This window comes from Cellulomonas sp. WB94 (genome assembly GCF_003115775.1).
GTDB lineage: Bacteria > Actinomycetota > Actinomycetes > Actinomycetales > Cellulomonadaceae > Cellulomonas_A.
The window spans coordinates 2,052,494-2,075,733 of the sequence record NZ_QEES01000002.1 but is presented as its reverse complement, the minus strand read 5'-3'; the positions used below and the strand labels follow the sequence as shown (position 1 = coordinate 2,075,733).

The following is a 23,240-nucleotide window of genomic DNA, read 5'->3' as shown; positions in this document are numbered from 1 at the left end:
CGCCAACGGCTGCACGGCGCTCAGCCACCCAGGAGCGACGGGATGCGCGCGAAGAGCTCGTTCGTGAACGACACGAGCTCGGAGATCATCCAGTGCCCCGACACGAGCAGCGCGACCGCGGCGGCGATCGCCTTGGGCACGAAGCTGAGCGTGACCTCCTGGATCTGCGTGACGGACTGCAGGAGCGAGACGATGAAGCCGACGACGAGCGCCGTCACGAGCACGGGCGCCGAGAGCTTGGCGGCGAGGATCAGGGACGAGAGCCCGATGTCGAGGACCGCGTTGGTGTCCACGCTCAGCCACCTCCCGCGTAGGAGCCGACGAGCGCCGTGATGACCAGGCCCCAGCCGTCGACGAGCACGAACAGCAGCAGCTTGAACGGCAGCGACACCATGACGGGCGGGAGCATCATCATGCCCATCGACATCAGGGACGCCGACACCACGAGGTCGATCACGAGGAACGGCACGAAGATGACGAACCCGATGATGAACGCGGCCCGCAGCTCGGAGAGCATGAACGCCGGGATGAGCGTGAGCATCGGGACCGACGCCGGGTCCTCCGGGTTCGGCTGGTCGGCGGCACGCGTCACGAGGGCCAGGTCCTGCTCACGCGTGTGCTCGAGCATGAAGTCGCGCAGCGGAGCCGACCCGGTCTCGATCGCCTGGCTGAACGTCAGGTCGCCCTTGAGGTAGGGCTGCACGCCCGCGTCGTTCACGTCGGTGAGCACGGGCGCCATGACGAAGAGGCTGAGGAACAGCGCGAGCCCGGCGATGACCTGGTTCGGCGGGATGCCCTGCAGCCCGAGGGCGTTCCGGGTCAGGGAGAGCACGATGAAGATCTTCGTGAAGCTCGTCATCATGAGCAGGAGCGACGGGGCGACCGACAGCAGCGTGATCCCGAGCAGCACGACGATCGAGCTGCTCGGGGTGCCGTCGACGCCGTTGATCGACACCGACACCGAGCTGCCCGGCGTCGCGGGGGCGGCAGGGTCGGCGGGGGTCGCCGGGGCGGTCGGTCCCGCGGGCGCGGCGGGCTGGGCTGCGGCGGGCTGCGCTGCGGCGGGTCGGGCGACCGCGGCGACGGCGGCTGTGCCGGCGGGGGCGGCGGCGGGGGCGGCGGCGTGCGAGGTGACCGCGCCGACGACCAGCATGAGCAGCGCGAGCGCGACCACGACCGCTGCCGACCGGGCGGCCCGCAGCGCCCGGGTCGAGGCAGCGGCGGCCGTCACCGGCGCACCGTGCGGTCCTGCAGGGTCGTCAGCGCGCGGCGCCACGTGTTGAGCGACAGGATCGAGCCGTCCAGCGCGCCGCGTGCGACGGGGACGCCGTCGGCTGCGGGCCGCGGCGCGGGGACGGCGGAGGTGTCGAGGGCGGTTGGGGCGTGGGCCTCGGAGACCGCCGGAGCCTCGGCGTCGACACGGGCCTGCGCGAGCAGCGCGTCGATGTCGAGCGCCGGGCGCGCGGACGGCTGGCCGCTGAGCAGCGACTCGGGCGCGACCCGCGCCGCCGGGAGACCGGCCGGCGCGGCGGCAGCAGAACGGGCAGCGACGGGCAGCGGCCCCGGCTCGATGACGGGTGAGAGCTCAGTGAGCATCGTGACCTGCTGCTCGCCGTAGCCGAGCAGGAGCCGACGGTTCCCGATGGCCACGACCGCGACGCCGGCGTGGCGGCCGAGCGCCTGGCGGCCGACGACGCGCATGGTCGGGCCTGCAGGCGTCCGACGCGCCTGGGTCCCCGACAGCCTGCGTCCCGCGAACCAGATGAGGCCCACGACGCACGCCAACGACAACGCGACGCGCAGCAGCAGCAGGAACCCGGAACCATCCATCGTCAGATGACGCCTTGCTCGCCGGCGACGATCTCGGTGATGCGGATCCCGTAGTCCTCGTCGACCACGACGACCTCGCCGCGGGCGATCAGACGACCGTTGACCATGACGTCCGCGGGCGCACCGGCGGCGCGGTCGAGCTCGAGCACCGCACCGGGCGTGAGCTCGAGGACCTGCCGGACGGGCAGCCGCGCGCGGCCGAGCTCGACCGTGAGCGTCATCTCGACGTCGTAGAGCACGTGCAGGCTCTGCCGCTGGGCGGGGACGCCGGGGAAGCCGGCGGTGGCGGACGGCTCAGCCCGCATGCGCAGGGCGAACCAGGCCTGCGGGACGCCCTCGTGCTCGAGCGCGAACAGGTGCGCGTCGGCGGGGACGGCCGACCCGGCGGCCTCCGTGCGGGCCGCGTCGAGCACACCGGCGCCGAGCGTCTCGCACGCGGCCTCGAGAGCCGGGCGCAGCGCGTCGGAGAGCGGGAGCGGTGAGCCGGCGTCGGCCCCGGCCGCGAGCGCGCCCTGCACGGCACGCTCGGCGACGAGGACGACGTCCGCGCTGCGCGACCCGACGAACGACGCGAGGACCGCGATGTCGTCGAGAGCCGGGCCTTCGCCCGGGCGCGCTGCGACGGCGATCAGCGGGGTCGTCGACGGCAGCAGCCGCGCTGCCGCGGTGGCCGCTGCGAGCGCGGTGTCGGTCGACGTGGCGGTGGGGTTCATCTGGGGTTCTCCTCGACGGTGACGACCATGCAGGCGAGCCGGGAACCGTTGTTGCCGGCTGCGGCGTGGGCAAGCACAACTCCGTCGACGACGACGTCCAGCGGCTTCGTCGACGGGTGGTTCAGGGGCAGCACGTCCCCGACCGTGAGGCCGATGACCTCACGCGGGTGGACCGTGACGGGCGAGAAGCGGACCGAGACCTCGACCGGGACGCGCTGGACGGCGGCCTCGAGGTCGATGAGCGCGGCCGCCTGGGTGCGACGCTCGTCGGCCGAGCGCGAGTCCGTCCCCTCGGCGCTGCGCAGCGCGGAGAGCAGGAGCTCGGCGGGCACCATGAAGGTCGCGGTGTCCTCGCGGTCACCCGAGCGGACCGTGAAGGAGGCCACGAGGACCGACTCCGACGCGCCGACGGCCTGCACGAACTGCGGGTTGTACTGGACGGTGCGGACCGTCACAGCGAGCGGGAGCAGGCCCGCGAACGCGTAGGTGAGGTCACCGAGCGCGGGGCGCAGCAGGTCCCGCATGAGGCTCAGCTCGATCTCGGTGAGCTCGCGGCCCTCGCGCTCGTCGCCGCGACCCGACCCGCCGAGCAGGTAGTCGATCCAGACCATCGCGGTCCCGACCGGGAACTGCATGACGGCGGTCTGGCGGGTCTCCTCGATCGTGCACAGCACCATCGCCGTGGTCGGCGGGAGCGAGCGCACGTACTCGTCGTAGGTGCGCAGCGTCAGCTCGTCCAGCGTCACCTGCGACATCACGCGCAGCCGCGCGGTCTGCTGGGTGCCCCACTGCCGGGCGAACGTCTCGAACGCCATCTCGAGGATCCGGGCGTGCTCGCGCACCATGGTCATCGGTCGGCGGAAGTCGTACGACTCGGGCTCCTGCGTGCGGGCGCGCCGCGGCGCGGGGCGCGCAGGCGCGTGCATCGACTCGTTGACCGTCACGCCCGTCTCTATCGGCGGGCTCCGCACAGGTATGAGGAACCTGGCTCAGGTCGTTCTTCTCCGACCTCGACCCCTCATGGGCCGACGTGCGGACGGAGCGGTGCGGCGCCCTCCATGGCGCCCCGACTTACCGGCAGGGCCGGTTCACTGCGTGACGAAGTTCGTCAGGTAGACGTCCATCACCTCGCCCTCGTACGCGTCGGACAGCTCGGTCACGAGCTGGGCCTTGAGCGCGTCACGCGTGGCCGGGTCGGAGACCTCGGCGACGGTGTGGCCCGAGTAGAGGGCGATCGCGAGGTCGAGCGCCTTGGCCGGGTCGGGGGCCTCGGCGACGTCCTTGGTGAGCTGCAGGCCCAGGCCGAGGCGCAGGTAGTGGCCGTCGGACAGGTTGACGCTCACGGGGTCGACCGTGAGGACGACGCCCGCCTCGGGCGCCGGCGGAGCGGCAGGCGCGGCGTCGCTCGCGGCCTTGCCGGGTCCCATGAGGAACCAGTAGGCCGCCGCACCGGCGAGCAGGACGACGACCGCGCCGGCGATGAGGACGATCTTCTTCTTCGACTTGCCCTTGCCCTTGCCCTTCTCGGGCTCCGCGGGCGCGGCCTTGATCGAGCCGACCCCGCCCGACGGGTTGCGGGCGCCGATCTTCTGGGTCGAGATCACACGTTGTTCGATGGGCATCTGACTATCCCTCCGTCGCCATCACTGCGGCGAGCAGGCTTCGGACCTGCTCGGGGGCACCACTGAGGACGACGAGGTCGACCCGGCGGTTCGCGACCATCGCGTCGGCGCTGTCCCCCTCGGCCAGCGGCCGCGAGTCGCCGAAGCCGACGGACATGATCCGTGTCGGGGGCAGGCCGTCAACCTCCACGAGGCGCCGGAGCACCTGCGTCGCCCGGTCCGCCGACAGCTCCCAGTTGGTCGCGTAGCGCCCCGAGACAGGGATCGTGTTGGCGTGCCCCTCGATCGAGATCTGCTCGCCGATCGACACGAGCGTCGGTCCGGCCACGTCGAGCACCCGCTCGGCCGTCGCGGTGAGCTTCGCGCTCGCGGGGCCGAAGAACACGTCGTCGGCGACGAGGCCCATCACCAGGCCCCGCTCCGTGATGCTGAACCGGACGGCACCCTCCAGCCCGTTCGCGGTCAGCAGCGCCGCGAGCTGGTCGCGCAGACCCTCCAGGTGCGCCGCCTCCGCCTGCGCGGCCGCGAGCACCGAGGGGTCGACGGCGTTCGGGTCCGTCGGCACCGGGGACGGCGCCGGCACCGGCTGCGCACCCTCGACGCCGAGCCCGGCGTCCGCGCTGACCATGCCCGCTGTCCCGGCCGCGACGGCCGTCGCGGGGACGATGCTCTGCCCGTCGAGCGTGCCCGAGCTGCCGTCCAGCACCGACGACGACGCGTTGTCGTGGAACCCCGCCGACAGCGAGTCGCGCAGCGCGACGTACTTGCTCTGGTCGACCTGGCTGATCGCGAACAGCACGATGAACAGGCACATGAGGACCGTGACCATGTCGACGTAGCTCAGCAGCCAGCGCTCGGAGTTCTCGTGCTCCTCCTCGTGACCCCCGCGGGAGCGACGACGCGTCCGCCCGCGCGCCTTAGCGCCCGCCGCCGAGGTCATGCCGCTTCCTTCACGGGCGCAGCGGGCGGCAGCATGCTGCGCAGCCGCTCACCGACGAGGCGCGGGTTCGCACCCGACTGGACCGCGAGAAGACCCTCGAGCGTGACCTCCATCTGCGAGCACTCCAGGTCGGAGATGCGGCGGATGCGCGAGGCGAGCGGGATCCACAGGACGTTGGCCGACAGGATGCCCCACAGGGTCGCCACGAACGCCGCCGCGATGGACTCACCCAGGGTGCCGGGGTCCGAGAGGTTCTTCAGGACGTGCACGAGCGAGATGACGGTGCCGATGATGCCGATCGTCGGCGCGTAGCCGCCCATGTCCATGAAGTACTTGGCGTGCGCGCGGTCCTGCGCGCGCTTCGTGGAGATCCGGTCCTCGAGGATCGTGCGCAGGTCGTCCGGGTCGGTGCCGTCGATCGCCGACTGCAGGCCGCTGCGCAGGAACGCGTCGTCGATGTCCTTGGCCGCGTCCTCGAGCGCGAGCAGCCCCTCGCGACGCGCGCGGTCAGCGAGGCCGACGACGGTCTCGACCGTCGAGGCCGGGTCGGGGGCCTTGCTGCGCAGCGCACGCGGGACAGCCGCGAACGCACCGGTGACGTCCTTCATCGTGTTGCCCGCGATGCCCACGCCGAGCGTCCCGATCCACACGAGGATGAGCGGCCCGGGGAGCAGCAGCGCCATCGGGGACGTGCCCTCGATGGACAGCGTGGCGAAGATCGCGCCCAGCGCGACCGCGAGACCGATCAGCCCTGCGGGGTCCATCAGCGGGTCCTGGGGTGCAGCTGGACCGGGGGTGCCAGCGGGGCGTCGTCGTCCTCGTCGTCATCCACGTCGCCGGGGACGTCACGGACGAGCTCGACGGACGGGGGCGCGAACAGCTGGATGTCGTGCGCACGGGCGAGGAGCTGGGACCGGTGCTCGTTGACGAGCTCGATCACCTCGCTCATCGACTCCTCGACGATGTACTTCGTGCCGTCGATGAGCGTGAGGATGGTGTCCGGTGCACTGTCGATGCGTTGGAGCAGGTCGGGGTTCACCCCGAACTGCGGCCCGTTGAGGCGCGTCACGACGATCACGGCATGTCCGTCCCTGGTACGACTTCAGGCCCTTCCGTGGGCCTTGTACCCATCAGATCGGCCGATGACCTGCGCTCGTGAGCATTCTTCGGCGACCAAGCGCGACTGTTTGCCCGCTTCGCGTCTGGGCCGGCCCAGACGCACGCCGGCCGCGACAGCCCGCGCGAGGTGCGTGGGCCGTCGCGGCCGACGAGGGCAGCGGGGTCGGGACGCCGTCAGGCGCCGGCGCAGTCAGCGCTTGAGGTTGACGAGCTCCTGGAGCAGCTCATCCGACGTCGTGATGACCCGCGAGTTCGCCTGGAAACCGCGCTGGGCGATGATCAGGTTGGTGAACTCGCTCGACAGGTCCACGTTCGACATCTCGAGCGCGCCGCCCGCGAGCCCGCCGCGACCGCCCGTGCCGGCCGCACCGACCTGCGCGTTGCCGGAGTTGACGGTCGTGCGGAACAGCGACCCGCCGGCCTTCTCGAGCCCGGCCGGGTTCGTGAACCTGCCGAGCGCGATGCGGCCGACGGTCTGCTTGAGACCGTTGCTGAACGAGCCCGTGATCGTGCCGTCGGCGCCGAGGGAGAACGCCTGCAGCGTGCCGGCGGAGTGGCCGTCCTGCGTCGACGCCGCGATGGTCTGGACGCCGGCGAAGCCTGTGACGGCGGCGATGTCGACTCGCACAGCACCGAGGAGGAAGCTGCCTGGATTGGCGGGGTCAGCGACCAGTGCCGAGGCCGCCGGGTCGAGCTTCCCGGTCGCCGGGTCGAACACCAGGCTGAAGGGGCCGGAATTCGCCGTTCCGTCGGTGGCAGAGAGCGACCACCCGGCGGCTGCCTTCGTGAACGTGAGCGAGATCTCCCGTTCGACGCCCGTGGAGTCGTAGGCCTTCTCGGCCCGCTCGATGACGGTCCCGATTCCGGCGTCGGACTGCAGGTTGCCCTCGTAGGTCGCCGACGTCGTCGCGACCGCACCCATGAGCGTGCCGGCGGGGACCCGGAGGTCCGTCAGCGGGCTGTTCGTGTCGATGACGCCGTTCACGGCCGCCCAGCCCTGCACGAGCGCACCCTCACCGGGCAGGACCATCTGACCGGTCGCGTCGAAATCGAAGCCGCCGGCCCGCGTGTAGAAGGAGTCGGCGCCCTTGCGGACCACGAAGAAGCCGTCGCCCTGGATCATCATGTCGGTGCTGCGGCCCGTGAGCTGCGAGGCGCCCTGCGTGAAGTTCGTGGTCACGCCGGCGACGCGCACCCCGAGACCGACCTGGGCGGGGTTGGTGCCACCCGTACCGGCCTGGGCGCCGCTGGCGTTCTGGACGACCTGGCTCAGCGCGTCCTGGAACTGCGTCTGGGAGGACTTGAAGCCGGTCGTGTTGACGTTGGCGATGTTGTTGCCGGTCACGTCGAGCATGGTCTGGTGACTGCGCAGACCGCTGATGCCGGAGAAGAGCGAGCGGAGCATGGGAGTTCCCTTCGGTGGTGGACTGCGTCAGACGGTCGTGGACGTTGCGGGTGCAGCGGTCGCTGCGGGTGTCGCAAGAGCGAGATCGGTGACCGACGACACGGCGTCGAGCGCGACGACCTTGCCGTCGACGGTGACGGTGGGGACGGCCCCGGCGTAGGAGACGGCTGCCACCGCACCGGTGACGGTCGCCCCGGACGCGTCCGCGTAGGTGACCTGCTTGCCGACGAGCGACGCCGCGGCCATGCGCATCTGCAGCGCGAAGCTCTCCTGCGAGGTCTTGGTCAGCGCCGTCAGCTGCTCCATCGTGGACAGCTGCGTGGTCTGGGCCATGAGCTCCGAGCTGTCCATCGGCTTGCTCGGGTCCTGGTTGCGCAGCTGGGCGACGAGGAGCTTGAGAAACGCCTCCTTGTCGAGCGTGCCCGGGGTCGCCGAGGCGGTGGCTGTCGCGGTGCCCGTCGAGGCTGCCGCGGCCGCCGATCCCCAGGTGATGGGTGTGACGTCGATGCTCATGGGTGCTCCGTGATCAGACGAGGAGGTCGAGGACGCCGGGCCGAGCGGCCGAGCGGGTGGGGTCGGGTGCTGCTGCTGTCCGGTGCGCCGATCCAGCGGTGTCGGCGTCCCCGCGGGGCGAGCGACGACCCGTGCCTGCGCTGACGCCGTCGCCCTGCGCGCCCGCCGAGCCACGCCAGCCGTCGCCACCCGGCTGAGCGTCGCGGCCGAGGGACAGGTCCGCGTGCAGGCCCGAGCCCGCGAGGTCGCGGCGCAGGTCGGCGAGCGAGGTGCGCAGCGCCTCCCGCGACTGGTCGGTCGCACCGAGCAGCTCGATCCGGACCGCGTCGGGCGTGATGTGCGCGATGACCCGGACGGGACCGAAGTGCTCGGGGTCCACGGCGATGCTCATGACGTGCTCGCCATTGCCGAGGCCGCGCAGGGTCACGAGCCGGGCGCCGAGCTGCTCCGCGAGCGGAGCGGGCTGGGCGGCCGGCGCTGCGGCGGGCGCGCTCACCGTCGGGGCGGCGGTGGTGGCCGACGTCGCGGTGACTGCACCGGCCGCCATGACCTGCGCGCCGGGCGCCGACGTGTCGTCGCCGACCGGGGTCGCCGTCTTCACGGTCGCCGCGGCGGCCACGAGCGTGCCCGCCAGGGCGTCGATGCCGACGGTCGTGGTGGCTGCGGCGAGCGGCCCTGACGCCGCGGTCGCGTCCGTGGCGACGAGCCGCTCGGGAGCCACGGTTACGGCCTCGGGAACCGCCGGGGCCGACGCGGTGCCGCCCGTCGCGCGGACCTCGGAGCCGGGCGTCGCGGCTGGTGCTGCCGGAGCTGTCGGAGCTGTCGACGGTGCGAGCGCGCTCGCGGGAGAGGCCGCGACCGCCGTCGGTGCGGCGGCGACGGGGCCGGCGGGCAGGGTCACCCCGACGGCGGAGGCTGTGGCCGTCGTCCCGGCGACCGAGGTAGCCGCCGCGGTCGAGCCGTCGGCCGGGGTCGCCACGCCCGTGACGGGATCGGCCGATGCAGCGACCGTCGGGACAACGGGAGCAGCCGCGGCGACGAGCGCCGACATGAGCTGGTCGACGGGGACCTGCGCGGGGGTGTCGGTCGTCGCGGCTGCGGGCGTCGGCACAGCCGGCTCGCCGGCCCGGTTGACGTCGTCGGGCGTCTGCGGGGCGCGCTCCCCCGCCCGGTCCGGACGAGCCGCGTGGTCGGTGCGGTCCGGGCGAGCGCTGCGGTCCGGGCGAGCGGTGTGGTCGGCGCGGCCGGTCCGGTCGTGGCGATCCGCCTGGTCCGTGCGAGCGGGGCTGTCGGTGCGGTCGGAGCGGTCGGGCCGCGCGGTGCGGTCGTCGCGGCCACGCACCTCGCCCTGCAGCACGGCAGCGAAGTCCTGGCCGGTCGAGGCGCGCCCGGCCGACGTCGCGCGCGGCGCCGAGGCGGCGGTCGGGGCCTGCCCGATCGTCAGCGCGGTCATGAGGCCACCTGCGTCATCAGGTCGAGCGCGGTGCGCTGCGCGGAGGCCGACGCCAGTGCGGAGGCGAGCTCGGAGCTCGCACTGGTCATGGGGATCGTGGCCGCCGACGTCGCCTGCGGCAGGACCCGACGGATCGCCGTTGGCTCGGTGTAGACGTCGCGGACCGCGACGGACTTGCCGGGCTTGGGTGCGTCGATCATCTTGCCGTTCCCCTCGTAGATCGCGATGTGGGCGCCACCCTGGAACACGAGGAGGTCGCCGGGCAGTGCCTGGGCGAGCGACGGGACGGCAGTGCCGATCGTCATCTGGTCGCGGGCGACCCGCGGGAGACCGGTCACGCCGATGTCGGCCATGGACCGCACCACGAGCCCGGAGCAGTCGAGGCCGCCCTCGCTGAGCGTCTCGCCGCCCCACACGTACGGGACGCCGATGTACTTCTCGGCGGCGGCGACGAGCCCCTGACCGGTCGCGGTGCCGGTCGCGGAGACGACCGAGCCGGACGTCGCGGACGACGCCCCGGTCAGAGCGGTCAGCGAGGCCATCGACGAGGCGTCGACGCCCAGGGCCGCGAGCGCCGACGCGAACGACGACGCGCTCGACGTGCCGCCGGTTGCGAGCCCGCTCGTCGCGGTGGACGTCGTCGTGCCCCCCGCGACCGGCGCGGCGGCCGTCTCGGGGGCGACGAGCGTGCGCAGCTCGGTGATCCGCGCCTGCACGCCGGCGATCCCGGCCATGCCCGCCATCCCGCCGCTCATGACTGCACCGGGTCGGTCGCGTCGACGGATGCCGCACCCGGGGCTGCGACGGCCGCGGCCCGCGCGGCGAGCATCCGGGCGCCGACCTCGTCGAGCACCAGCTGCTCGGCGCGCTCGTCCTCGGCCCGCACCTGCGCGTCGTGACGCTCCTGGAGGCGTTCGAGGGCCTTGGTCTGCACGCGCGCGGCGGTCCAGGCGGCGTTGGCCACGACGACCTCCGCGTCGGCGGTCTGCACGTCGGACCGGCGCTCGGTGAGCAGGCTGCCGAGGGCTGCACGGCTCGCGGCGGCAGCGTGGAAGTGCAGCTCGTCGGACCGTCCCGGCAGGCTCGCGGAGCCGAGCATGACCTCGGTGGCGCTCCGTCGGGCCTCGGCCGCGGCCCGGAGGCGGGACGCCGCGGCGAGCTCGGCCGCGGCGCGGTCCTCGGCCATGCCCCGCAGGTGCAGGAGGCTCGCGAGGCGGAAGGGGCGGCTCATCGCAGGTCTCCCATCGCGTGCACGAGCATGCCGAGGCGCGCCCAGGAGTCGGCGAGCGGCGCGCGCTCGTCCATCTGCTGCTGCAGGAACGCGTCGATCTCGCGGGAGTGGGTGACGGCCGCGTCGACGAGGGGGTTGCTGCCCGCGACGTACGCGCCGACGTCGAGCAGGTCCTGCGCCTGCCGGCGGGCCGCCATGACCCGGCGGAGCTGGATGGTGAGGTCCCGCTGCTCGCGGCTGATGATGCGGGTCGCGGCCCGGGAGATCGAGCCGAGCGCGTCGACGCTCGGGAAGTGGCCGCTGACGGCGAGCTTGCGGTCGAGCACGACGTGGCCGTCGAGGATCGAGCGCGCGGCGTCGGCGATGGGCTCGTTCTGGTCGTCGCCGTCGACGAGCACGGTGTAGATGCCGGTCACGGAACCGCGGGCCCCGGTGCCGGCGCGCTCGAGCAGCTGGGCGAGGAGCGCGAACGTGCTCGGTGGGTAGCCGCGGGTCGCGGGCGGCTCGCCGACCGACAGCCCGATCTCCCGCTGAGCCATCGCGACGCGCGTGAGGGAGTCCATCATGAGGACGACGTCGGCGCCGCCGTCGCGCAGGTACTCCGCGATCCGGGTCGCGACGAACGCCGAGCGCAGGCGCACGAGCGGTGGCTCGTCGGACGTCGCGACGACGACGACGCTGCGGGCGAGTCCCTCAGGCCCGAGGTCGTCCTCGAGGAAGTCGCGCACCTCACGGCCGCGCTCCCCGACGAGCGCGATGACCGACACCTCGGCGTCCGTGCCACGCGCGACCATCGACAGCAGGCTCGACTTGCCGACGCCGGACCCGGCGAACAGGCCGATGCGCTGGCCACGGCCGACGCTCACGAGCGTGTCGAGGACCCGCACGCCGAGCTCGAGCGGCAGGTCGACGCGGGTGCGCTCGAGCGGGTGCGGCGCGTGGCCGGTGATGGGGACGTGCACGACGTCGCGCAGCGGGCCCTTGCCGTCGATCGGTCGGCCGAGACCGTCCAGCACGCGGCCGAGCAGCCCGGGGCCGACCGGCGCGGTCAGCGGGGTGCCGAGCGCGCGCACGGCCATGCCGCTGCGCAGCCCGTGCGTCGGACCGAGCGGCATGCAGCGCGCGGAGCCGCGGTCGGCCGCGACGACCTCCGCGAGGACCGGGGGTGTGCTGGGGAGGCCGCTGCTGATCTCGACGAGGTCCCCGACGGCGGACGACGTCCCGGCCACCTCGATGGTCAGCCCGACGATCCCGCGGACGGTGCCGACGAGCTCGGGGCGGGCGGCGTCGAGCGCGCGGCCCCAGGCGGTCGAGCGGTCGAGCGTCGCGGCGCTCATGCGCGTGGCCCGTGCTGGTGCGGCAGCGGAGACGGGCTGCCGTCGGTCCCGAGCAGGGCGACGCGGGCGCGGGCCAGCGCCGTGGTGATGCGCGCGTCGAGGTACCCGTCGGGGTGGCGACCGATGGCGTCGCCCGGCGCGAGGGCGGGGTCGGCGACGAGCTCGAGGCCGGCGACGTCCGGGACCCCACCGGCGGCGCGCAGCGCGTCGAGGTCACGAGGGCTCATGCGCACGGTCTGGACGCCGGGGACCTGCGGGTCGTCGAGGATCCGGGCCAGCGCGGCGCGGGCCGAGTGCTCACCGTCCGCGAGCTCGCATCCCAGCACGATCGTGGCCAGCTCGAACGCGGCCGCGTGCAGCGCCCTCTCGGCGTCGGCCAGCACGGGAGCGGTACGCGCAGCGGCGGCCGCCGTGGCACGGGCCAGCGCTGCGACGGCGGCGGCGTGCTCGACGGAACGCCGCTCCTCGGCCACCACCCGGAGCTCCTCGCCGTGCGCCGCCGTGGCGGTCGCAGCCCGGGCGGCCTCACGAGCACCGCCGGCGTAGCCCGCCGCGTACCCGGCCGCGTGGGCCCGGTCGCGGTCGGCGTCGTGCGCGGAGTCGACCGGGCGCCCGATGGAGGCGAACCCGAACGACGCCGAGCGGATCTCAGGAGACATATTCGTCCTCGCCGTCCCGGCGGATGACGATCTGCCCGCTCTCCTCGAGGCGGCGGATGATCTGGACGATGCCGGAGCGGGCGTCCTCGACCTGCGACAGGCGCACCGGCCCGAGCAGCTCGATCTCCTCCTCGAGGTTCTCGCGCGCACGCTCGGACAGGTTGTGCAGGATCTTCTCGCGCACGTCGGGACCGGCACCCTTGAGGGCCACCGACAGCCCGGCCGTCTCGACCTGGCGGAGCACGAGCTGCAGCGCGCGGTCCTCGAGCAGGACGATGTCGCCGAAGACGAACATCCGGCTGCGGACCTCTTCGGCGAGCTCGACGTCGCGCGCCTCGAGGCCCTCGAGGATCGCCTTCTCGGTCGTCGCGTCGGCGCGGTTGATGATCTCGACGAGCGGCTGGACCCCGCCGATGGCGGACATCTCGCGCGGTGTCAGGACGGTGGACGCCTTGCGCATGAGGCTCTCGGCGATGACGGCCACGACGTCGGGCGACGCGCGCTCCATGAGGGCGATCCGGTGCGCGACCTCCCCCTGCAGCTCGGCCCCGAGGCCCGCGAGGATGGCCGACGCGTGCTCGGGACGCAAGTGAGCGAGCACGAGCGCGACGGCCTGCGGGTGCTCGCCGCTGATCAGCGAGATGACCTGACGCGCGTCGGCGTGCTGGAGGAACTCGAACGGCTGCCCAGCCATGGTGGTCTGGAGCCGCTCGAGCATGCCGGCGGCGAGCTCGGTGCCGAGGGACGACTCGAGCAGCGCCTGCGCGTACGCCACGCCGCCGCCGACCCCGGGGCCGATGACGGAGACGTCGTAGAACTCCTCGAGGACGTCGTCGGCCATCGCCTGGTCGATGCGGTCGAGACGCATGATCTCGACTGTCAGCTCCTCGATCTCGGTCACGTCGAGCTGCGCCATCACGCGCGCGGCCCGGTCGCGGCCGAGCTGCAGCAGCAGCATCGCGGCCTTCTGCGTGCCGGTCAGGGTGGCCATCAGCGTCGACCGCTCGGTGCGGCGAGCCAGCCGCGCAGCAGGTCGGCGACCTCAGCGGGCTGCTCGTCGGCCAGCGCGGAGATCTCGGCGCGCTTGACCGCAACGGCGTCGGGCAGGGCGGGCACGGGGGCCATCCCGGCGGGCAGCGCGGGCAGTCCGTCGGCGCCCGCACCGATCCCGAGCGGGTCGGCGTCGCGGTCGAGCCGCGACAGCTCGCCGATGTCGAGCGACTCGCGGCGGCTGCGACGCGACCGGCGGGCGCCCGCGACGACCAGCGAGAGGACGACGAGCAGGATCACCCCGGCGATCGCGCCCTGCTTGACGAGCGAGGCGGAGGCGTCCTTCGCGGACTGCGCGTCGGCGGCGGCGAGCGCGTCCTGGGCGGTCTGCGCCGCGGACGTGTCGAACTGGATGGCCTGGACCGCGATGGTGTCGCCGCGCGCGGCGTCGATCCCGGCTGCGGCGCTCAGCATCGCGGTCAGCTGGGTCATGTCGATCGCGGCGGCGGCCTTGGCGTCGATGGCCACGGCGAGCGACTGGCGGCGGACGCTGCCCGGCGCGGTCGTCGTGAGCTCGGTGACCTTGTCGACCGCGTTGGTGACGTCCTCGCTGGCCGACGCGTAGGTGCCGGCGGTCGAGTTCCCGCTCGGCACCGCGATGTTGTCCGGGCCGAGCACGCCGGTCGCCGTCGACCCGTTGCCCGTGTACGTCTCGCTCTTCTTGGACGACGCGAGGGCTGGGGTGTTGGGTGCGGCGGTGAACGTCTCGCTCGTGCGCTGCGTCTTGTCGTAGTCCAGCACCGCGTTCATCGTGACGGCGGACTTGCCGACGCCGACGACCTGGTCGAGCAGCACCTGGACCGCCGCGCTGACCCGCGCCTCGTAGTCGCCGGTCTGCTGACCGTCAGAGCCGGACGTCAGCTCGCCGCCGACGGTCGACAGGACCTTGCCGGTCGAGTCGATGACCGCGACGTCGGTCGGTTTCATGCCCTCGATGCCGGCAGAGACCAGGTGCACGATCGCCTGGACCTGGTCGGTGCTGAGCGTGACGCCGGCCTTGGTGCGGATGAACACCGACGCGGTCGGGTCCGCCTTGGTCGCGACGAACACGGTGTCCTGCGGGATCGCGAGCTTGACGGTCGCCGCGTCGACGCCCTGCAGGGCCCCGACCGTCTTGGCGAGCTCGCCCTCGAGCGCCCGCTGGTAGGTGATCTGCTGCTGGAACTCCGACGTCGACATCCCCATGCTGTCGAGCAGCGAGTAGCCGCCACCGTCGGCGTTCGCCGGGAGCCCGGCGGCCGCGAGCTTGAGGCGCATCGCGTAGAGCTTGTCGTTGGGGACGAGCACCGTGGAGCCGCCGTCGGAGAGCTGGTAGGCGACGCCCTCGGACGTGAGCTGGTCGACGACCGCGCTCGCGTCGGTCGCGGACAGACTCGTGAACAGCGGGCTCATCGTGGGCTTCGACACCCAGTTCGCGACGGCGAACCCGCCGAGCAGGAGGACCGCGAGGCCGATGATCGCGAGAGTGCGCTGCGCGACCGTGAACTGCTTGAGCGTGGACGTGAACCGGCCGAAAGCGGCCGTGACCTGGGTGGGCATCAGGCCTGCATCCGCATGATCTCGTTGAACGCGTCGACGGCCTTGTTACGGACCGCCGCGGTCAGCTCCATCGTGAGCTTCGACTCGGCGGCCGCGATCGTGTAGTCGTGCACGTCGGTGAGGCTGCCGGTGACGGCCTTGACGGCGAGCCCGTCGGTCGTCGACTGCATCTGCTGGAGCTGGTCGACCGACCCGAGCGCCGAGGCGAAGCCGGTCGCGGACGCACCGGCGACGCCGCTCGGGGCTCCGAGGTAGGCGGTCGGGGTGACCGACGTGATGCCCGCGCTGATCGCGGACACGGCGGGGATGCTCATCAGGAACGTCCGATCTGGAGGGCTGCCTCGTAGGTGGCCTTGGCGCGGTCGACCACGGCGGCGTTCGCCTGGTAGCCGCGCTGGGCCATGATCAGCTGGGTCATCTGGGACGACATGTCGATGTCGGGCTGGCGCACGTAGCCCTCCGCGTCGGCGAGCGGGTTGGTCGGGTCCGAGACCACGCGCCCGACGGCGTCCCCGAGCGCGATGCCCGTGACCTGCACCCCGCCGCCGTTCGACGTCGGGATCTCGCTCACGACGACCGACTTGGCCTGGTACGCGGCCTCGCTCGTCCGGCGCACGGTCGAGACGTTCGCGAGGTTGTCGCTCACCGCGTCGAGCCACTTGCGGTTGACGGTCATGCCCGAGCTGGCGATACCGATCGCCCCGAAGATGCTCATCAGGAGGTCCTCATCGCGATGCGGAGCGTCGAGAACGTCTGGTCGAGCGCCTGGGTCGCGAGCTGGTAGCGCAGGTTCGTGTCCACGTTGAGGGTCGTCTCCGCGTCGAGGTTGACGTTGTTGCCGTCCTCGCGGGTCGGCTCGAGCGAGCGGGCGACACTCGCGCCGGCGGCGCCTGAGCCCTGCTCGACGGCGCGGGCCAGGGCGGTCTCGAACTGGACGCGCTTGGCCTGGTAGCCGGGGGTGTTGATGTTCGCGACGTTCTCCGCGATGGTGCGCTGACGCAGCGCGAGCCCGTCCAGGGCGCTGTTGAGCGCCACGGAGCTCACGGAGTCGAACACGGACATGGACCGTCCACCTCACCGACAGTGGTGCTCGGGTCGGCCGGTCCGTGGCCTGCTGCGTGAGCGATCCTTGCTCGTCGTCCCCATCGGGTGACGCGGCTGGTGGGTGAGGGTTTCGAGCCGCCGAGGTTGACGTTCACTCGCCTGGCGGAGCGACTACGTCACCGTGTGTCCCACGGTGTCGCACCTTGTCCGGTCGGTGCGTCACCCTCCGCAGGCGCCGAGAGGGGTTCAGCCCTCGGTGTCGAGGTAGACCGGGACGGCGGGCGGGCGGCTGCGCATGCCCTCGGCTGCGGCGGCCTGGCGGCGACTGAGGTTGGCCGCCTCGGCGATGCGGCGGCCGACACTGATCTGGCGGTCGAGGAGCGCCTCGGCGCGGGTCTTCAGCGAGGCGGGGAGCGGGCCGAGGCCCACGGGGGGCGCCCAGGCGCGGGGTGAGGTGAGGACGGGAGCACTCGTGTGAGCGGCGGCAAGCTGCGCCTCGGCCTGCGCGACGTCGAGCTCGAGCACCGCGAGCGCCGCCGACCACGCGGTCTCCCACGTGGGCACCGGCCGGTGGAGCAGCAGGTCAGCCGACACCGAGGACCCCGAGCCCCGCACCCTCGAGCGCCCGGGCGGTCCTCTGCGTGGGCAGGACCGGCGCGTCAAGCCTGGCCGCCTCGTGCCACGCGTCGCGCAGCGGGGCGATGATCCGGCGGCACACCGCGGCTCTCTCCGGGTCACCGGTCATCGACGTGTTCATGAGCTCCGCGAGGAGGTAGGTGTAGATCGACAGCAGGCCAGGTCCGCCGTCCCACGCGTTCGTGTCGAGGCTGGAGATGAGCTCGGAGACGATCTCCTGCGCGTGGGCCAGCTGCTGCGTCGCCTCCGGCCGGTTGCCGGCGCGCAGCGCCTGCTCCCCGCGCTCCACGTCGAGCACCATGCGGTCGTAGAGCATCGTGAGCAGGCCGGAGGGCCCCACCGTCGCCACCGTGTCGGCGAGGTACCGCGAGCGGACGTCGTACATGAGCGTGATGCCCTTCGGTCGTCAGGTCAGGCTGAGGTGGGGAGCGACGCGAGCTGGCTGGTGAGCCAGCTCGACTGGGACTGGAGGCCGGACAGGGTCACCTCGAGCGCGGAGTAGGTGGCTTGGAGCCCTTCCTTGCGCAGCGCGAGCCGACGGTCCCATTCGTCGATCTGGTCGCCCAGGTCCCGGACCACACTCTGCTGGCTCGTGATCTTCTGGGTGAGGCTGCCGTCGATGGGGTCGGACGCCAGCTTCGCCACATCCGCCACCCGCGCCGCAAGCCCCGCCACGATCCTCTGGACCTTGGTCGGGTCGGCGGCGAGCGCGGAAGTGAACTTTGCCTCGTCGAACGTGAACGTCCCGTCGCGGCCGATGACGATGCCGACCTCGGACGGCGAGAAGCCGTCGACCGGGTAGGACGCGGCGCTCTGCAACGCCTGACTCAACCCACGAATGGCGGAGTCGCCGGTGAACAGGCCGCCCGTGATGACGGTGCGCCCGGACGAGTCGGTCGTCGTGGTCGTTGCCGTGCGCGAGTCGACCTCGGAGAACACGACGCCGAGGGCGCCCACGATCCCCGAGGCCAGCTTCGTGAGCGCCGCGTCGTCGCGGGCGACGCTGATCGTCACCGGCGCGTCCGGGGCGGTTGCCGTGGCGACGGTGACGTCCACCCCGGTCATCAGGTTCGCGAACGTGTTGGACGACTGCGTGAAGCTCTTCTCGGCGGCGGTGCCCTTGAAGAGCGTCACGCTCGCGTCATCGGCGGCCCGCACCTGCGTCGCGTCTAGCCGCGGGCCTGTGGTGTCCGCGCCTGCGTACACCTCGAAAGCTCCCGAGGTGCCGGTGCTGGTTCCAGTGAACTGGAGCCGGTAGGTCGGCTCGCCGCCGTTGACCCCATTGGAGACGCGCACGACCGTGGCCCGGACGCCCGACGTCGCGGCGTCGTTGACGGCCTTGGCGACGTCGCTGAGGCTGCCCGTCGTGGGCTGGACGGTCACGAGGGTGCCGTCGCTCGCGCGGATGGTGATGGCGGACGGGATCGTGGGCAACAGGCTGCCGTCATCGAGCGTCTCGGCGCTCAAGCTGGACTGGGTGGTCGCGACCTTGTCGACGTTGAAGCTCAGCGACCCAGGCCGCGCAGTCGCTCCAGCGGTCACGGTGGCGGCGGCCGAGGAGCTGGTCGCCGCATATGCCAGCCACGAGGTGGCCTTCGCGGCCGTTGCAGCCGCGTCAGCCAGCGAGGCGACCTTGGTGTTGAACGACTGCAACGCGCTCACGAACGAGGTCGTCGAGGACTGCTTCGTCTTGAGCAACGCCTGCGGAGCGGACTCCACCTGCATGAGCTGGGAGATGAGACTCGTGGTGTCGAGCCCGCTCACCAGGCCGTCGATGCCCATCGAAACCATGAGGTCCCCTCCGTCTGGCAGCCGCGCGTGTGCCGTGCCGTGCGTGTCGCGTCTGACACGTCCGGGTCGTGCTGGTACCGCATGCACGGCCGGCGGTGGGGGACGGTCGTCCACCCACCGCCGGTCGCGTGGTGCATGTTCCGGGCTGCGCGAGGGATCGCCTCGCGGGATCAGCCCTCAGATCAGCGCAGGAGCGACAGGACGCCCTGGGGGATCTGGTTGGCCTGCGCCAGCATCGCCGTGCCGGCCTGCGACAGGATCTGCGAGCGCGTGAACTGGACCATCTCGGACGCCATGTCGGTGTCGCGGATCCGGCTCTCCGACGCGGACAGGTTCTCCACCGCGACGTTGACGTTCTTGACCGTGTGCTCAAGGCGGTTCTGCATGGCACCGAGTCCGGCACGCGTGGTCGAGATTGCCTTGATCGCAGTGTCGACCGCCACGATCGACGCCTGCGCCGTGGTGTTGTCCGTGACCTTGAGCGCGGAGATGCCAGCAACCGTGGTCTTGACGTCGTCCAGCGTGACCGTGATCGCGCTGTTCGCGTCGCCGTCAGCGCCGACCTGGAAGGTCAGGCCAGCGGCGTTGGAGCCGTCGAGCAGCTTCGTGCCGTTGAAGTTGGTCGAGTCGGAGATGCGCGTGAGCTCGGTACCCAGGCTCGAGATCTCGGTCTCGATGTTGCTGCGGGCTTCGGCGCTGTTCGAGTCGTTGGCGCCCTGGACGGCCAGGTCACGGACACGCTGCAGGATGCTGTGCACCTCGGTCAGGGCGCCTTCAGCGGTCTGCACGACGGAGATGCCGTCCTGGGCGTTGCGGGCGGCGACCTTGAGGCCACCGACCTGCGAGCGCAGGCCCTCGGAGATCGCCAGGCCGGCCGCGTCGTCCGCTGCGCGGTTGATGCGGAAGCCGGACGAGAGCTTCTCGAGCGACTTGCTCAGGTCGTTCTGCGTGTTGGACAGGTTGCGGTACGCGTTGACTGCCGCGATGTTCTGGTTGATCGAGAGACCCATGATGGAACTCCTCCTTGATTCGGGTCGAAGCTGCCGCCCGTCCGTGGGCTGGCACCCGTCTCATCGGCCAGCGCGCACCGAGTTGAGGATTTCTGCGAAGGAGTTTCCTGTGGGGTCAGGCGGTGGCGAACAGGGCGCCGCGACCGGCGTCAGATCCCTGGTCGGCCTCGGTCGCGGGACGCTGCGTCGGGATGACTCCCGCGCCCGCGGAGGCATAGTCGATGCTCGAGGTGCCCATCGCGGCGCGAGCGGCCACGGCGGCGAAGTAGGTCTGGCGGCGACGCTCGGCAACGCCGTCCGGCCGGTCGGCCTCGGGGACGAGGTCGGGGTCGAGGCTCGCGTTGAGGCCGTCGCGCAGGAGCGTGAGCGCCTCGGTGCGCAGCTGGCTGACACGGGACTGGGTCACGCCCAGCTCGGCGGCGAGCTCGGCGACGGGGCGGTCCTTGAGGAACAGCTCCTCGATGACGTGCCGCAGACGGTCGGGCAGGGTGCTGACGCCGGCGCGCAGGTACTGCAGTCGCTCGGTCGCGAGCAGCGCCTCTTCGGGGCTCGGCCCACGGTCCGCGACGAGCTCGGCGAGCGGGTGGACTGTCGCGTCGAGGCTGAGCACGCGGCGGGCCGCGTCGTCCCGCGCCTGGTCGACGCCGGCGACGTCGGTGCCGAGCGCGGTCGCGAGCTCGTCGCGGCTCGGCGTGCGGCCGAGGCTAGCGGAGAGGGTCTCCGTGGTCGTGGTGAGCTCACGGGCGCGGTGCCGTGCACCGCGGGTCGCCCAGTCCATCGATCGCAGCTCGTCGAGCAGCGCGCCACGGATGCGCAGCGCGGCGTACCGAGCGAAGGGCACGCCCGTCGTCGCGTCGTAGGCCCGCGCGGCGAGAACCAGCGCGAGGCTCCCGGCGGAGGCGAGGTCGTCGCGGTTGACGGTCCGGGGGACACGCATGAGCATCTCGCTCACGTGGTAGCCGACGAGCGGCAGGTGCTGTGCCACGAGCTCGTCAGTGGCGTGTCCGGTGGTAGTCACCCCCGTACTGTCGTCCCCCCCGACTCGCCGCTTGAGCAGCACTATTGCGGGCCACGAACCGCTTCGACACTGAGAATCGGACGATGCGGACCTGTGAATCGCCCATGCCACCACTGTTCGGTTGTAAGCCACCACATCAGATGTGATGTAGATCACATCCGCAATTCCTCCGATGACGCGATTGGCCGTCTGACCTGGCCGGACGCCGCGGTAGGTTCCGCGACAAGGGGTGCGAATCGCCCGTGTGCGCGCCATTTCCCCCGAAGCAGGACGTGCTATATCTGGACAACTGTCCAGTCTGAGCCCGTTTCACCCTGCCAAGACTGGTCACATGCCGTACGGACCTGCCGATAGGGGGAACGTGCCGGTGCACGACCGTGCCGCACGACCTGAAGGAGAGGACCCGGCGATGGCCTTGAGCCGCCTGGCCGACGTGCTGTGGCAGGAGCGCAACCTGCTCGAGCTCTTGCTGTTCAAGCTCGAGGAGGAGCAGCTGCTCCTGACCACCGGGAAGACGCGCTGGCTCGGCCACGCGACCCGTGAGGTCGAGGCCGTCCTCGAGCAGATCCGCGGCGCAGAGCTGGGCCGGTCCGCCGAGGCCGAGGCGGTCGCCGTGATGTTCGGCGTCGAGCCCGGAGCCAGCCTGCTCGAGCTGTCCCAGCGTGCCCCCGAGCCGTGGAACGAGCTGCTGCGCGCGCACCGCGACGCCTTCATCACGCTCACCACCGAGATCAGCCAGCTCGCCGACGGCAACCGCGAGCTGCTCGCGATGTCTCACCGGGCCACCCAGGAGACGCTGCTCAGCTTGCAGGACAACGTCCGCACCTACGACGGCCACGGCCTGACGACGCCGACCGACCGCAGCGCCCAGCTGCTCGACCGCTCCTTCTGAGAGGGGACCCTCCATGAGCACCTTCTCCGGACTCGGCACCGCGCTGAGCTCGCTCATCGCGCAGCGCCAGGCGCTCGAGGTGTCCGGGCAGAACATCGCCAACGCGAACACCGTCGGTTACACGCGGCAGCGGGCCTCTATCTCGTCACTCCCCGCCGCGAGCGTCTCGTCGATGTTCTCGACGAACAACGGCCCCGGCCAGGGCACGCGCGTGACCGGCATCGAGCGCCTCGGTGACCTGTTCATCGACGCCCGCGTGCGCAGCGAGACCGCAGGGTCCGCCTACCTCTCGGCCCGCGCCTCGGCATACACGACCCTCGAGCAGGGCGTCGGCGAACCGTCGACGACGGGTCTGTCGACGCAGCTGAGCAACCTCTGGGGCGCGTTCTCGGACGTCGCGAACACGCCCAACAAGGACTCGGCGCGCGCCGTCCTCCTCGAGACCGCGAACGCCGTGGTCGACCGCATCGCGACTCTCTACGACGCGGCCGCCACCCAGTGGACGCAGGCCCGCACGACGACCGTCGCGCTCGTCGACCAGGTCAACACCATCGCCGCCAACGTCGCCGACCTCAACACGAACATCCTCGCGATCACCAACTCCGGCGGCAGCGCCAACGAGCTCATGGACCAGCGCGACCAGCTCGTCACGCAGCTCTCCGGCCTCGTCGGGGCTACGGCCCGCGTCCGGGACAACGGCACCGTCGATGTCCTGGTGGCGGGCAACGCTCTCGTCAGCGGGGCGACCACGACGCTGCTCGTCGTCACCGGCCCGACGGTGTTCTCCGGAGCGACCGCGGGCCAGTCCGTCGGGGTCGAGTGGGCGAGCCGGCCCGGCATCGCGGTCGGTCTCGACGGTGGGCGGGTCGCCGGTCTGCTGTCCGTCCTTGCACCGCCGTCGGGTGGAGCCGGCGGGATCCTCACCGAGGCGGCAGCGTCGTACGACGGGCTAGCCACCAAGATCGCCACGAGCGTCAACGCGCTGCACGCCACCGCAACGACGGTCGGCGGCGCCCCCGGAGGTGCCTTCTTCGCGATCGACGCGACGAAACCCGCATCGCTCGGCCTCTCGGTCGCGATCACAGACCCGACCGAGATCGCCGTCGCCGCCGCCACGAAGGGTGCGCTCGACGGTTCGGTCGCGGACAAGATCGCCGCTCTCGGCCTGGCGACCGACGGGCCAGACGCCACCTGGAGCGCCGTCGTCGTCCAGCTCGGGGTCCGCACCGCGAGCGCGACCTCACGTTCGAGCGTCGCCGAGGCCTCCCGCGCGAGCGCCGCATCGCAACAGCTCGCCCAGACCAGCGTGGACGTGGACGAGGAGAGCACGAACATGCTCGCGTACCAGCGCGCGTACGAGGGGTCGGCCCGGGTGCTGACCGCCATCGACTCGATGCTCGACACACTCATCAACCGCACCGGACTCGTGGGGAGGTAA

At 72.1% G+C, this 23,240-nt stretch carries 28 protein-coding genes; 2 read left to right on the top strand and 26 right to left on the bottom strand.

The genetic code is table 11. From position 1 onward, the window contains the following. Positions 1–20 precede the first annotated feature (20 nt). From fliQ to DDP54_RS10620, 26 genes are all read right to left on the bottom strand, one after another. Positions 21–293 carry a flagellar biosynthesis protein FliQ gene (gene fliQ / locus DDP54_RS10745; RefSeq protein WP_109131731.1) on the bottom strand — a complete coding sequence of 91 codons (273 nt, stop codon included), beginning with the start codon at positions 291–293 and terminating at the stop codon, positions 21–23. Positions 294–295: 2 nt separating this feature from the next. Further along, complete coding sequence (gene fliP, locus DDP54_RS10740; protein ID WP_242448340.1) at positions 296–1,231, bottom strand: flagellar type III secretion system pore protein FliP; 936 nt, start codon at positions 1,229–1,231, stop codon at positions 296–298. After that, complete coding sequence (locus tag DDP54_RS10735; protein WP_109131730.1) at positions 1,228–1,830, bottom strand: flagellar biosynthetic protein FliO; 603 nt, start codon at positions 1,828–1,830, stop codon at positions 1,228–1,230. Before DDP54_RS10735 ends, fliP begins: the two co-directional genes overlap by 4 nt. Before the next feature lie 2 nt (positions 1,831–1,832). Further along, positions 1,833–2,543, bottom strand: coding sequence for a flagellar motor switch protein FliN (gene fliN / locus DDP54_RS10730; RefSeq protein ID WP_109131729.1), 711 nt, complete (start codon positions 2,541–2,543; stop codon positions 1,833–1,835). Then, on the bottom strand, positions 2,540–3,487 hold the full coding sequence (locus DDP54_RS10725) for a flagellar motor switch protein FliM (protein WP_242448339.1): 948 nt from the start codon (positions 3,485–3,487) through the stop codon (positions 2,540–2,542). The genes fliN and DDP54_RS10725 overlap by 4 nt, the downstream gene beginning before the upstream one ends. Before the next feature lie 144 nt (positions 3,488–3,631). After that, the gene (locus DDP54_RS10720) at positions 3,632–4,165 is read right to left on the bottom strand and encodes a flagellar basal body-associated FliL family protein (RefSeq protein ID WP_109131728.1); all 534 of its coding nucleotides are present in this window, start codon (positions 4,163–4,165) and stop codon (positions 3,632–3,634) included. A gap of 4 nt (positions 4,166–4,169) precedes the next feature. Further along, entirely contained in the window at positions 4,170–5,105 is a 936-nt protein-coding gene (locus tag DDP54_RS10715) for a flagellar motor protein MotB (protein WP_109131727.1), read from the bottom strand. Beyond that, a complete protein-coding gene (locus DDP54_RS10710; protein ID WP_109131726.1) occupies positions 5,102–5,869 on the bottom strand; it encodes a motility protein A in 768 nt (255 codons plus the stop codon). The genes DDP54_RS10715 and DDP54_RS10710 overlap by 4 nt, the downstream gene beginning before the upstream one ends. Next, the gene (locus tag DDP54_RS10705) at positions 5,869–6,183 is read right to left on the bottom strand and encodes a flagellar FlbD family protein (protein ID WP_109131725.1); all 315 of its coding nucleotides are present in this window, start codon (positions 6,181–6,183) and stop codon (positions 5,869–5,871) included. Before DDP54_RS10705 ends, DDP54_RS10710 begins: the two co-directional genes overlap by 1 nt. A gap of 231 nt (positions 6,184–6,414) precedes the next feature. Further along, a complete protein-coding gene (locus DDP54_RS10700) occupies positions 6,415–7,629 on the bottom strand; it encodes a flagellar hook protein FlgE (protein WP_109131724.1) in 1,215 nt (404 codons plus the stop codon). 27 nt (positions 7,630–7,656) lie between these two features. Beyond that, the gene (locus DDP54_RS10695) at positions 7,657–8,142 is read right to left on the bottom strand and encodes a flagellar hook capping FlgD N-terminal domain-containing protein (RefSeq protein ID WP_109131723.1); all 486 of its coding nucleotides are present in this window, start codon (positions 8,140–8,142) and stop codon (positions 7,657–7,659) included. A gap of 13 nt (positions 8,143–8,155) precedes the next feature. Continuing rightward, positions 8,156–9,595, bottom strand: coding sequence for a flagellar hook-length control protein FliK (locus DDP54_RS10690; RefSeq protein WP_109131722.1), 1,440 nt, complete (start codon positions 9,593–9,595; stop codon positions 8,156–8,158). Continuing rightward, positions 9,592–10,350, bottom strand: a complete 759-nt coding sequence (locus DDP54_RS10685; RefSeq protein ID WP_242448338.1) for a C40 family peptidase — start codon at positions 10,348–10,350, stop codon at positions 9,592–9,594. Before DDP54_RS10685 ends, DDP54_RS10690 begins: the two co-directional genes overlap by 4 nt. Beyond that, a complete protein-coding gene (locus DDP54_RS10680) occupies positions 10,347–10,826 on the bottom strand; it encodes a flagellar export protein FliJ (protein WP_109131721.1) in 480 nt (159 codons plus the stop codon). Before DDP54_RS10680 ends, DDP54_RS10685 begins: the two co-directional genes overlap by 4 nt. Then, positions 10,823–12,163: a FliI/YscN family ATPase gene (locus DDP54_RS10675; protein ID WP_109131720.1), complete on the bottom strand. Its 1,341-nt coding sequence runs from the start codon at positions 12,161–12,163 to the stop codon at positions 10,823–10,825. The genes DDP54_RS10680 and DDP54_RS10675 overlap by 4 nt, the downstream gene beginning before the upstream one ends. Continuing rightward, positions 12,160–12,822: a FliH/SctL family protein gene (locus DDP54_RS10670; RefSeq protein WP_109131719.1), complete on the bottom strand. Its 663-nt coding sequence runs from the start codon at positions 12,820–12,822 to the stop codon at positions 12,160–12,162. The genes DDP54_RS10675 and DDP54_RS10670 overlap by 4 nt, the downstream gene beginning before the upstream one ends. After that, positions 12,812–13,816, bottom strand: coding sequence for a flagellar motor switch protein FliG (gene fliG, locus DDP54_RS10665; protein ID WP_109131718.1), 1,005 nt, complete (start codon positions 13,814–13,816; stop codon positions 12,812–12,814). The genes DDP54_RS10670 and fliG overlap by 11 nt, the downstream gene beginning before the upstream one ends. Next, positions 13,813–15,411, bottom strand: a complete 1,599-nt coding sequence (gene fliF / locus DDP54_RS10660; RefSeq protein WP_109131717.1) for a flagellar basal-body MS-ring/collar protein FliF — start codon at positions 15,409–15,411, stop codon at positions 13,813–13,815. Before fliF ends, fliG begins: the two co-directional genes overlap by 4 nt. Next, positions 15,411–15,725 (bottom strand): flagellar hook-basal body complex protein FliE, encoded by a 315-nt coding sequence (locus tag DDP54_RS10655; protein ID WP_109131716.1) that lies wholly within the window; start codon positions 15,723–15,725, stop codon positions 15,411–15,413. Before DDP54_RS10655 ends, fliF begins: the two co-directional genes overlap by 1 nt. After that, the gene (gene flgC / locus DDP54_RS10650) at positions 15,725–16,126 is read right to left on the bottom strand and encodes a flagellar basal body rod protein FlgC (protein ID WP_109131715.1); all 402 of its coding nucleotides are present in this window, start codon (positions 16,124–16,126) and stop codon (positions 15,725–15,727) included. The genes DDP54_RS10655 and flgC overlap by 1 nt, the downstream gene beginning before the upstream one ends. Then, entirely contained in the window at positions 16,126–16,467 is a 342-nt protein-coding gene (locus tag DDP54_RS10645; RefSeq protein ID WP_109132518.1) for a flagellar basal body protein, read from the bottom strand. Before DDP54_RS10645 ends, flgC begins: the two co-directional genes overlap by 1 nt. Positions 16,468–16,701: 234 nt before the next feature. After that, positions 16,702–17,049, bottom strand: coding sequence for a hypothetical protein (locus tag DDP54_RS10640; protein ID WP_109132517.1), 348 nt, complete (start codon positions 17,047–17,049; stop codon positions 16,702–16,704). After that, the gene (locus tag DDP54_RS10635) at positions 17,039–17,476 is read right to left on the bottom strand and encodes a flagellar export chaperone FliS (protein ID WP_109131714.1); all 438 of its coding nucleotides are present in this window, start codon (positions 17,474–17,476) and stop codon (positions 17,039–17,041) included. The genes DDP54_RS10640 and DDP54_RS10635 overlap by 11 nt, the downstream gene beginning before the upstream one ends. Positions 17,477–17,502: 26 nt before the next feature. Then, positions 17,503–18,882 (bottom strand): flagellar filament capping protein FliD, encoded by a 1,380-nt coding sequence (fliD, locus tag DDP54_RS10630; RefSeq protein ID WP_109131713.1) that lies wholly within the window; start codon positions 18,880–18,882, stop codon positions 17,503–17,505. A 182-nt stretch (positions 18,883–19,064) separates the two neighbouring features. Further along, entirely contained in the window at positions 19,065–19,892 is an 828-nt protein-coding gene (locus DDP54_RS10625) for a flagellin (protein ID WP_109131712.1), read from the bottom strand. Positions 19,893–20,007: 115 nt separating this feature from the next. Continuing rightward, a complete protein-coding gene (locus DDP54_RS10620) occupies positions 20,008–20,910 on the bottom strand; it encodes a sigma-70 family RNA polymerase sigma factor (RefSeq protein WP_242448336.1) in 903 nt (300 codons plus the stop codon). A 409-nt stretch (positions 20,911–21,319) separates the two neighbouring features. Here DDP54_RS10620 and flgN point away from each other — a divergent pair, with 409 nt between their 5' ends. Together flgN and flgK are read left to right on the top strand one after the other, a co-directional pair. After that, a complete protein-coding gene (flgN, locus tag DDP54_RS10615) occupies positions 21,320–21,802 on the top strand; it encodes a flagellar export chaperone FlgN (RefSeq protein WP_109131710.1) in 483 nt (160 codons plus the stop codon). Positions 21,803–21,815: 13 nt separating this feature from the next. Next, a complete protein-coding gene (flgK, locus tag DDP54_RS10610; protein ID WP_109131709.1) occupies positions 21,816–23,240 on the top strand; it encodes a flagellar hook-associated protein FlgK in 1,425 nt (474 codons plus the stop codon).

What these genes read in the sequence shown, in the direction of transcription:
- DDP54_RS10735 (WP_109131730.1), bottom strand. Translation starts at nt 1,830, where the DNA reads ATGGATGGTTCCGGGTTCCTGCTGCTGCTGCGCGTCGCGTTGTCGTTG.
- fliN (WP_109131729.1), bottom strand. Translation starts at nt 2,543, where the DNA reads ATGAACCCCACCGCCACGTCGACCGACACCGCGCTCGCAGCGGCCACC.
- DDP54_RS10720 (WP_109131728.1), bottom strand. Translation starts at nt 4,165, where the DNA reads ATGCCCATCGAACAACGTGTGATCTCGACCCAGAAGATCGGCGCCCGC.
- DDP54_RS10715 (WP_109131727.1), bottom strand. Translation starts at nt 5,105, where the DNA reads ATGACCTCGGCGGCGGGCGCTAAGGCGCGCGGGCGGACGCGTCGTCGC.
- DDP54_RS10710 (WP_109131726.1), bottom strand. Translation starts at nt 5,869, where the DNA reads ATGGACCCCGCAGGGCTGATCGGTCTCGCGGTCGCGCTGGGCGCGATC.
- DDP54_RS10700 (WP_109131724.1), bottom strand. Translation starts at nt 7,629, where the DNA reads ATGCTCCGCTCGCTCTTCTCCGGCATCAGCGGTCTGCGCAGTCACCAG.
- DDP54_RS10695 (WP_109131723.1), bottom strand. Translation starts at nt 8,142, where the DNA reads ATGAGCATCGACGTCACACCCATCACCTGGGGATCGGCGGCCGCGGCA.
- DDP54_RS10690 (WP_109131722.1), bottom strand. Translation starts at nt 9,595, where the DNA reads ATGACCGCGCTGACGATCGGGCAGGCCCCGACCGCCGCCTCGGCGCCG.
- DDP54_RS10685 (WP_242448338.1), bottom strand. Translation starts at nt 10,350, where the DNA reads ATGAGCGGCGGGATGGCGGGCATGGCCGGGATCGCCGGCGTGCAGGCG.
- DDP54_RS10680 (WP_109131721.1), bottom strand. Translation starts at nt 10,826, where the DNA reads ATGAGCCGCCCCTTCCGCCTCGCGAGCCTCCTGCACCTGCGGGGCATG.
- DDP54_RS10675 (WP_109131720.1), bottom strand. Translation starts at nt 12,163, where the DNA reads ATGAGCGCCGCGACGCTCGACCGCTCGACCGCCTGGGGCCGCGCGCTC.
- DDP54_RS10670 (WP_109131719.1), bottom strand. Translation starts at nt 12,822, where the DNA reads ATGTCTCCTGAGATCCGCTCGGCGTCGTTCGGGTTCGCCTCCATCGGG.
- fliF (WP_109131717.1), bottom strand. Translation starts at nt 15,411, where the DNA reads ATGCCCACCCAGGTCACGGCCGCTTTCGGCCGGTTCACGTCCACGCTC.
- DDP54_RS10655 (WP_109131716.1), bottom strand. Translation starts at nt 15,725, where the DNA reads ATGAGCATCCCCGCCGTGTCCGCGATCAGCGCGGGCATCACGTCGGTC.
- flgC (WP_109131715.1), bottom strand. Translation starts at nt 16,126, where the DNA reads ATGAGCATCTTCGGGGCGATCGGTATCGCCAGCTCGGGCATGACCGTC.
- DDP54_RS10635 (WP_109131714.1), bottom strand. Translation starts at nt 17,476, where the DNA reads ATGTACGACGTCCGCTCGCGGTACCTCGCCGACACGGTGGCGACGGTG.
- fliD (WP_109131713.1), bottom strand. Translation starts at nt 18,882, where the DNA reads ATGGTTTCGATGGGCATCGACGGCCTGGTGAGCGGGCTCGACACCACG.
- DDP54_RS10625 (WP_109131712.1), bottom strand. Translation starts at nt 19,892, where the DNA reads ATGGGTCTCTCGATCAACCAGAACATCGCGGCAGTCAACGCGTACCGC.
- flgN (WP_109131710.1), top strand. Translation starts at nt 21,320, where the DNA reads ATGGCCTTGAGCCGCCTGGCCGACGTGCTGTGGCAGGAGCGCAACCTG.
- flgK (WP_109131709.1), top strand. Translation starts at nt 21,816, where the DNA reads ATGAGCACCTTCTCCGGACTCGGCACCGCGCTGAGCTCGCTCATCGCG.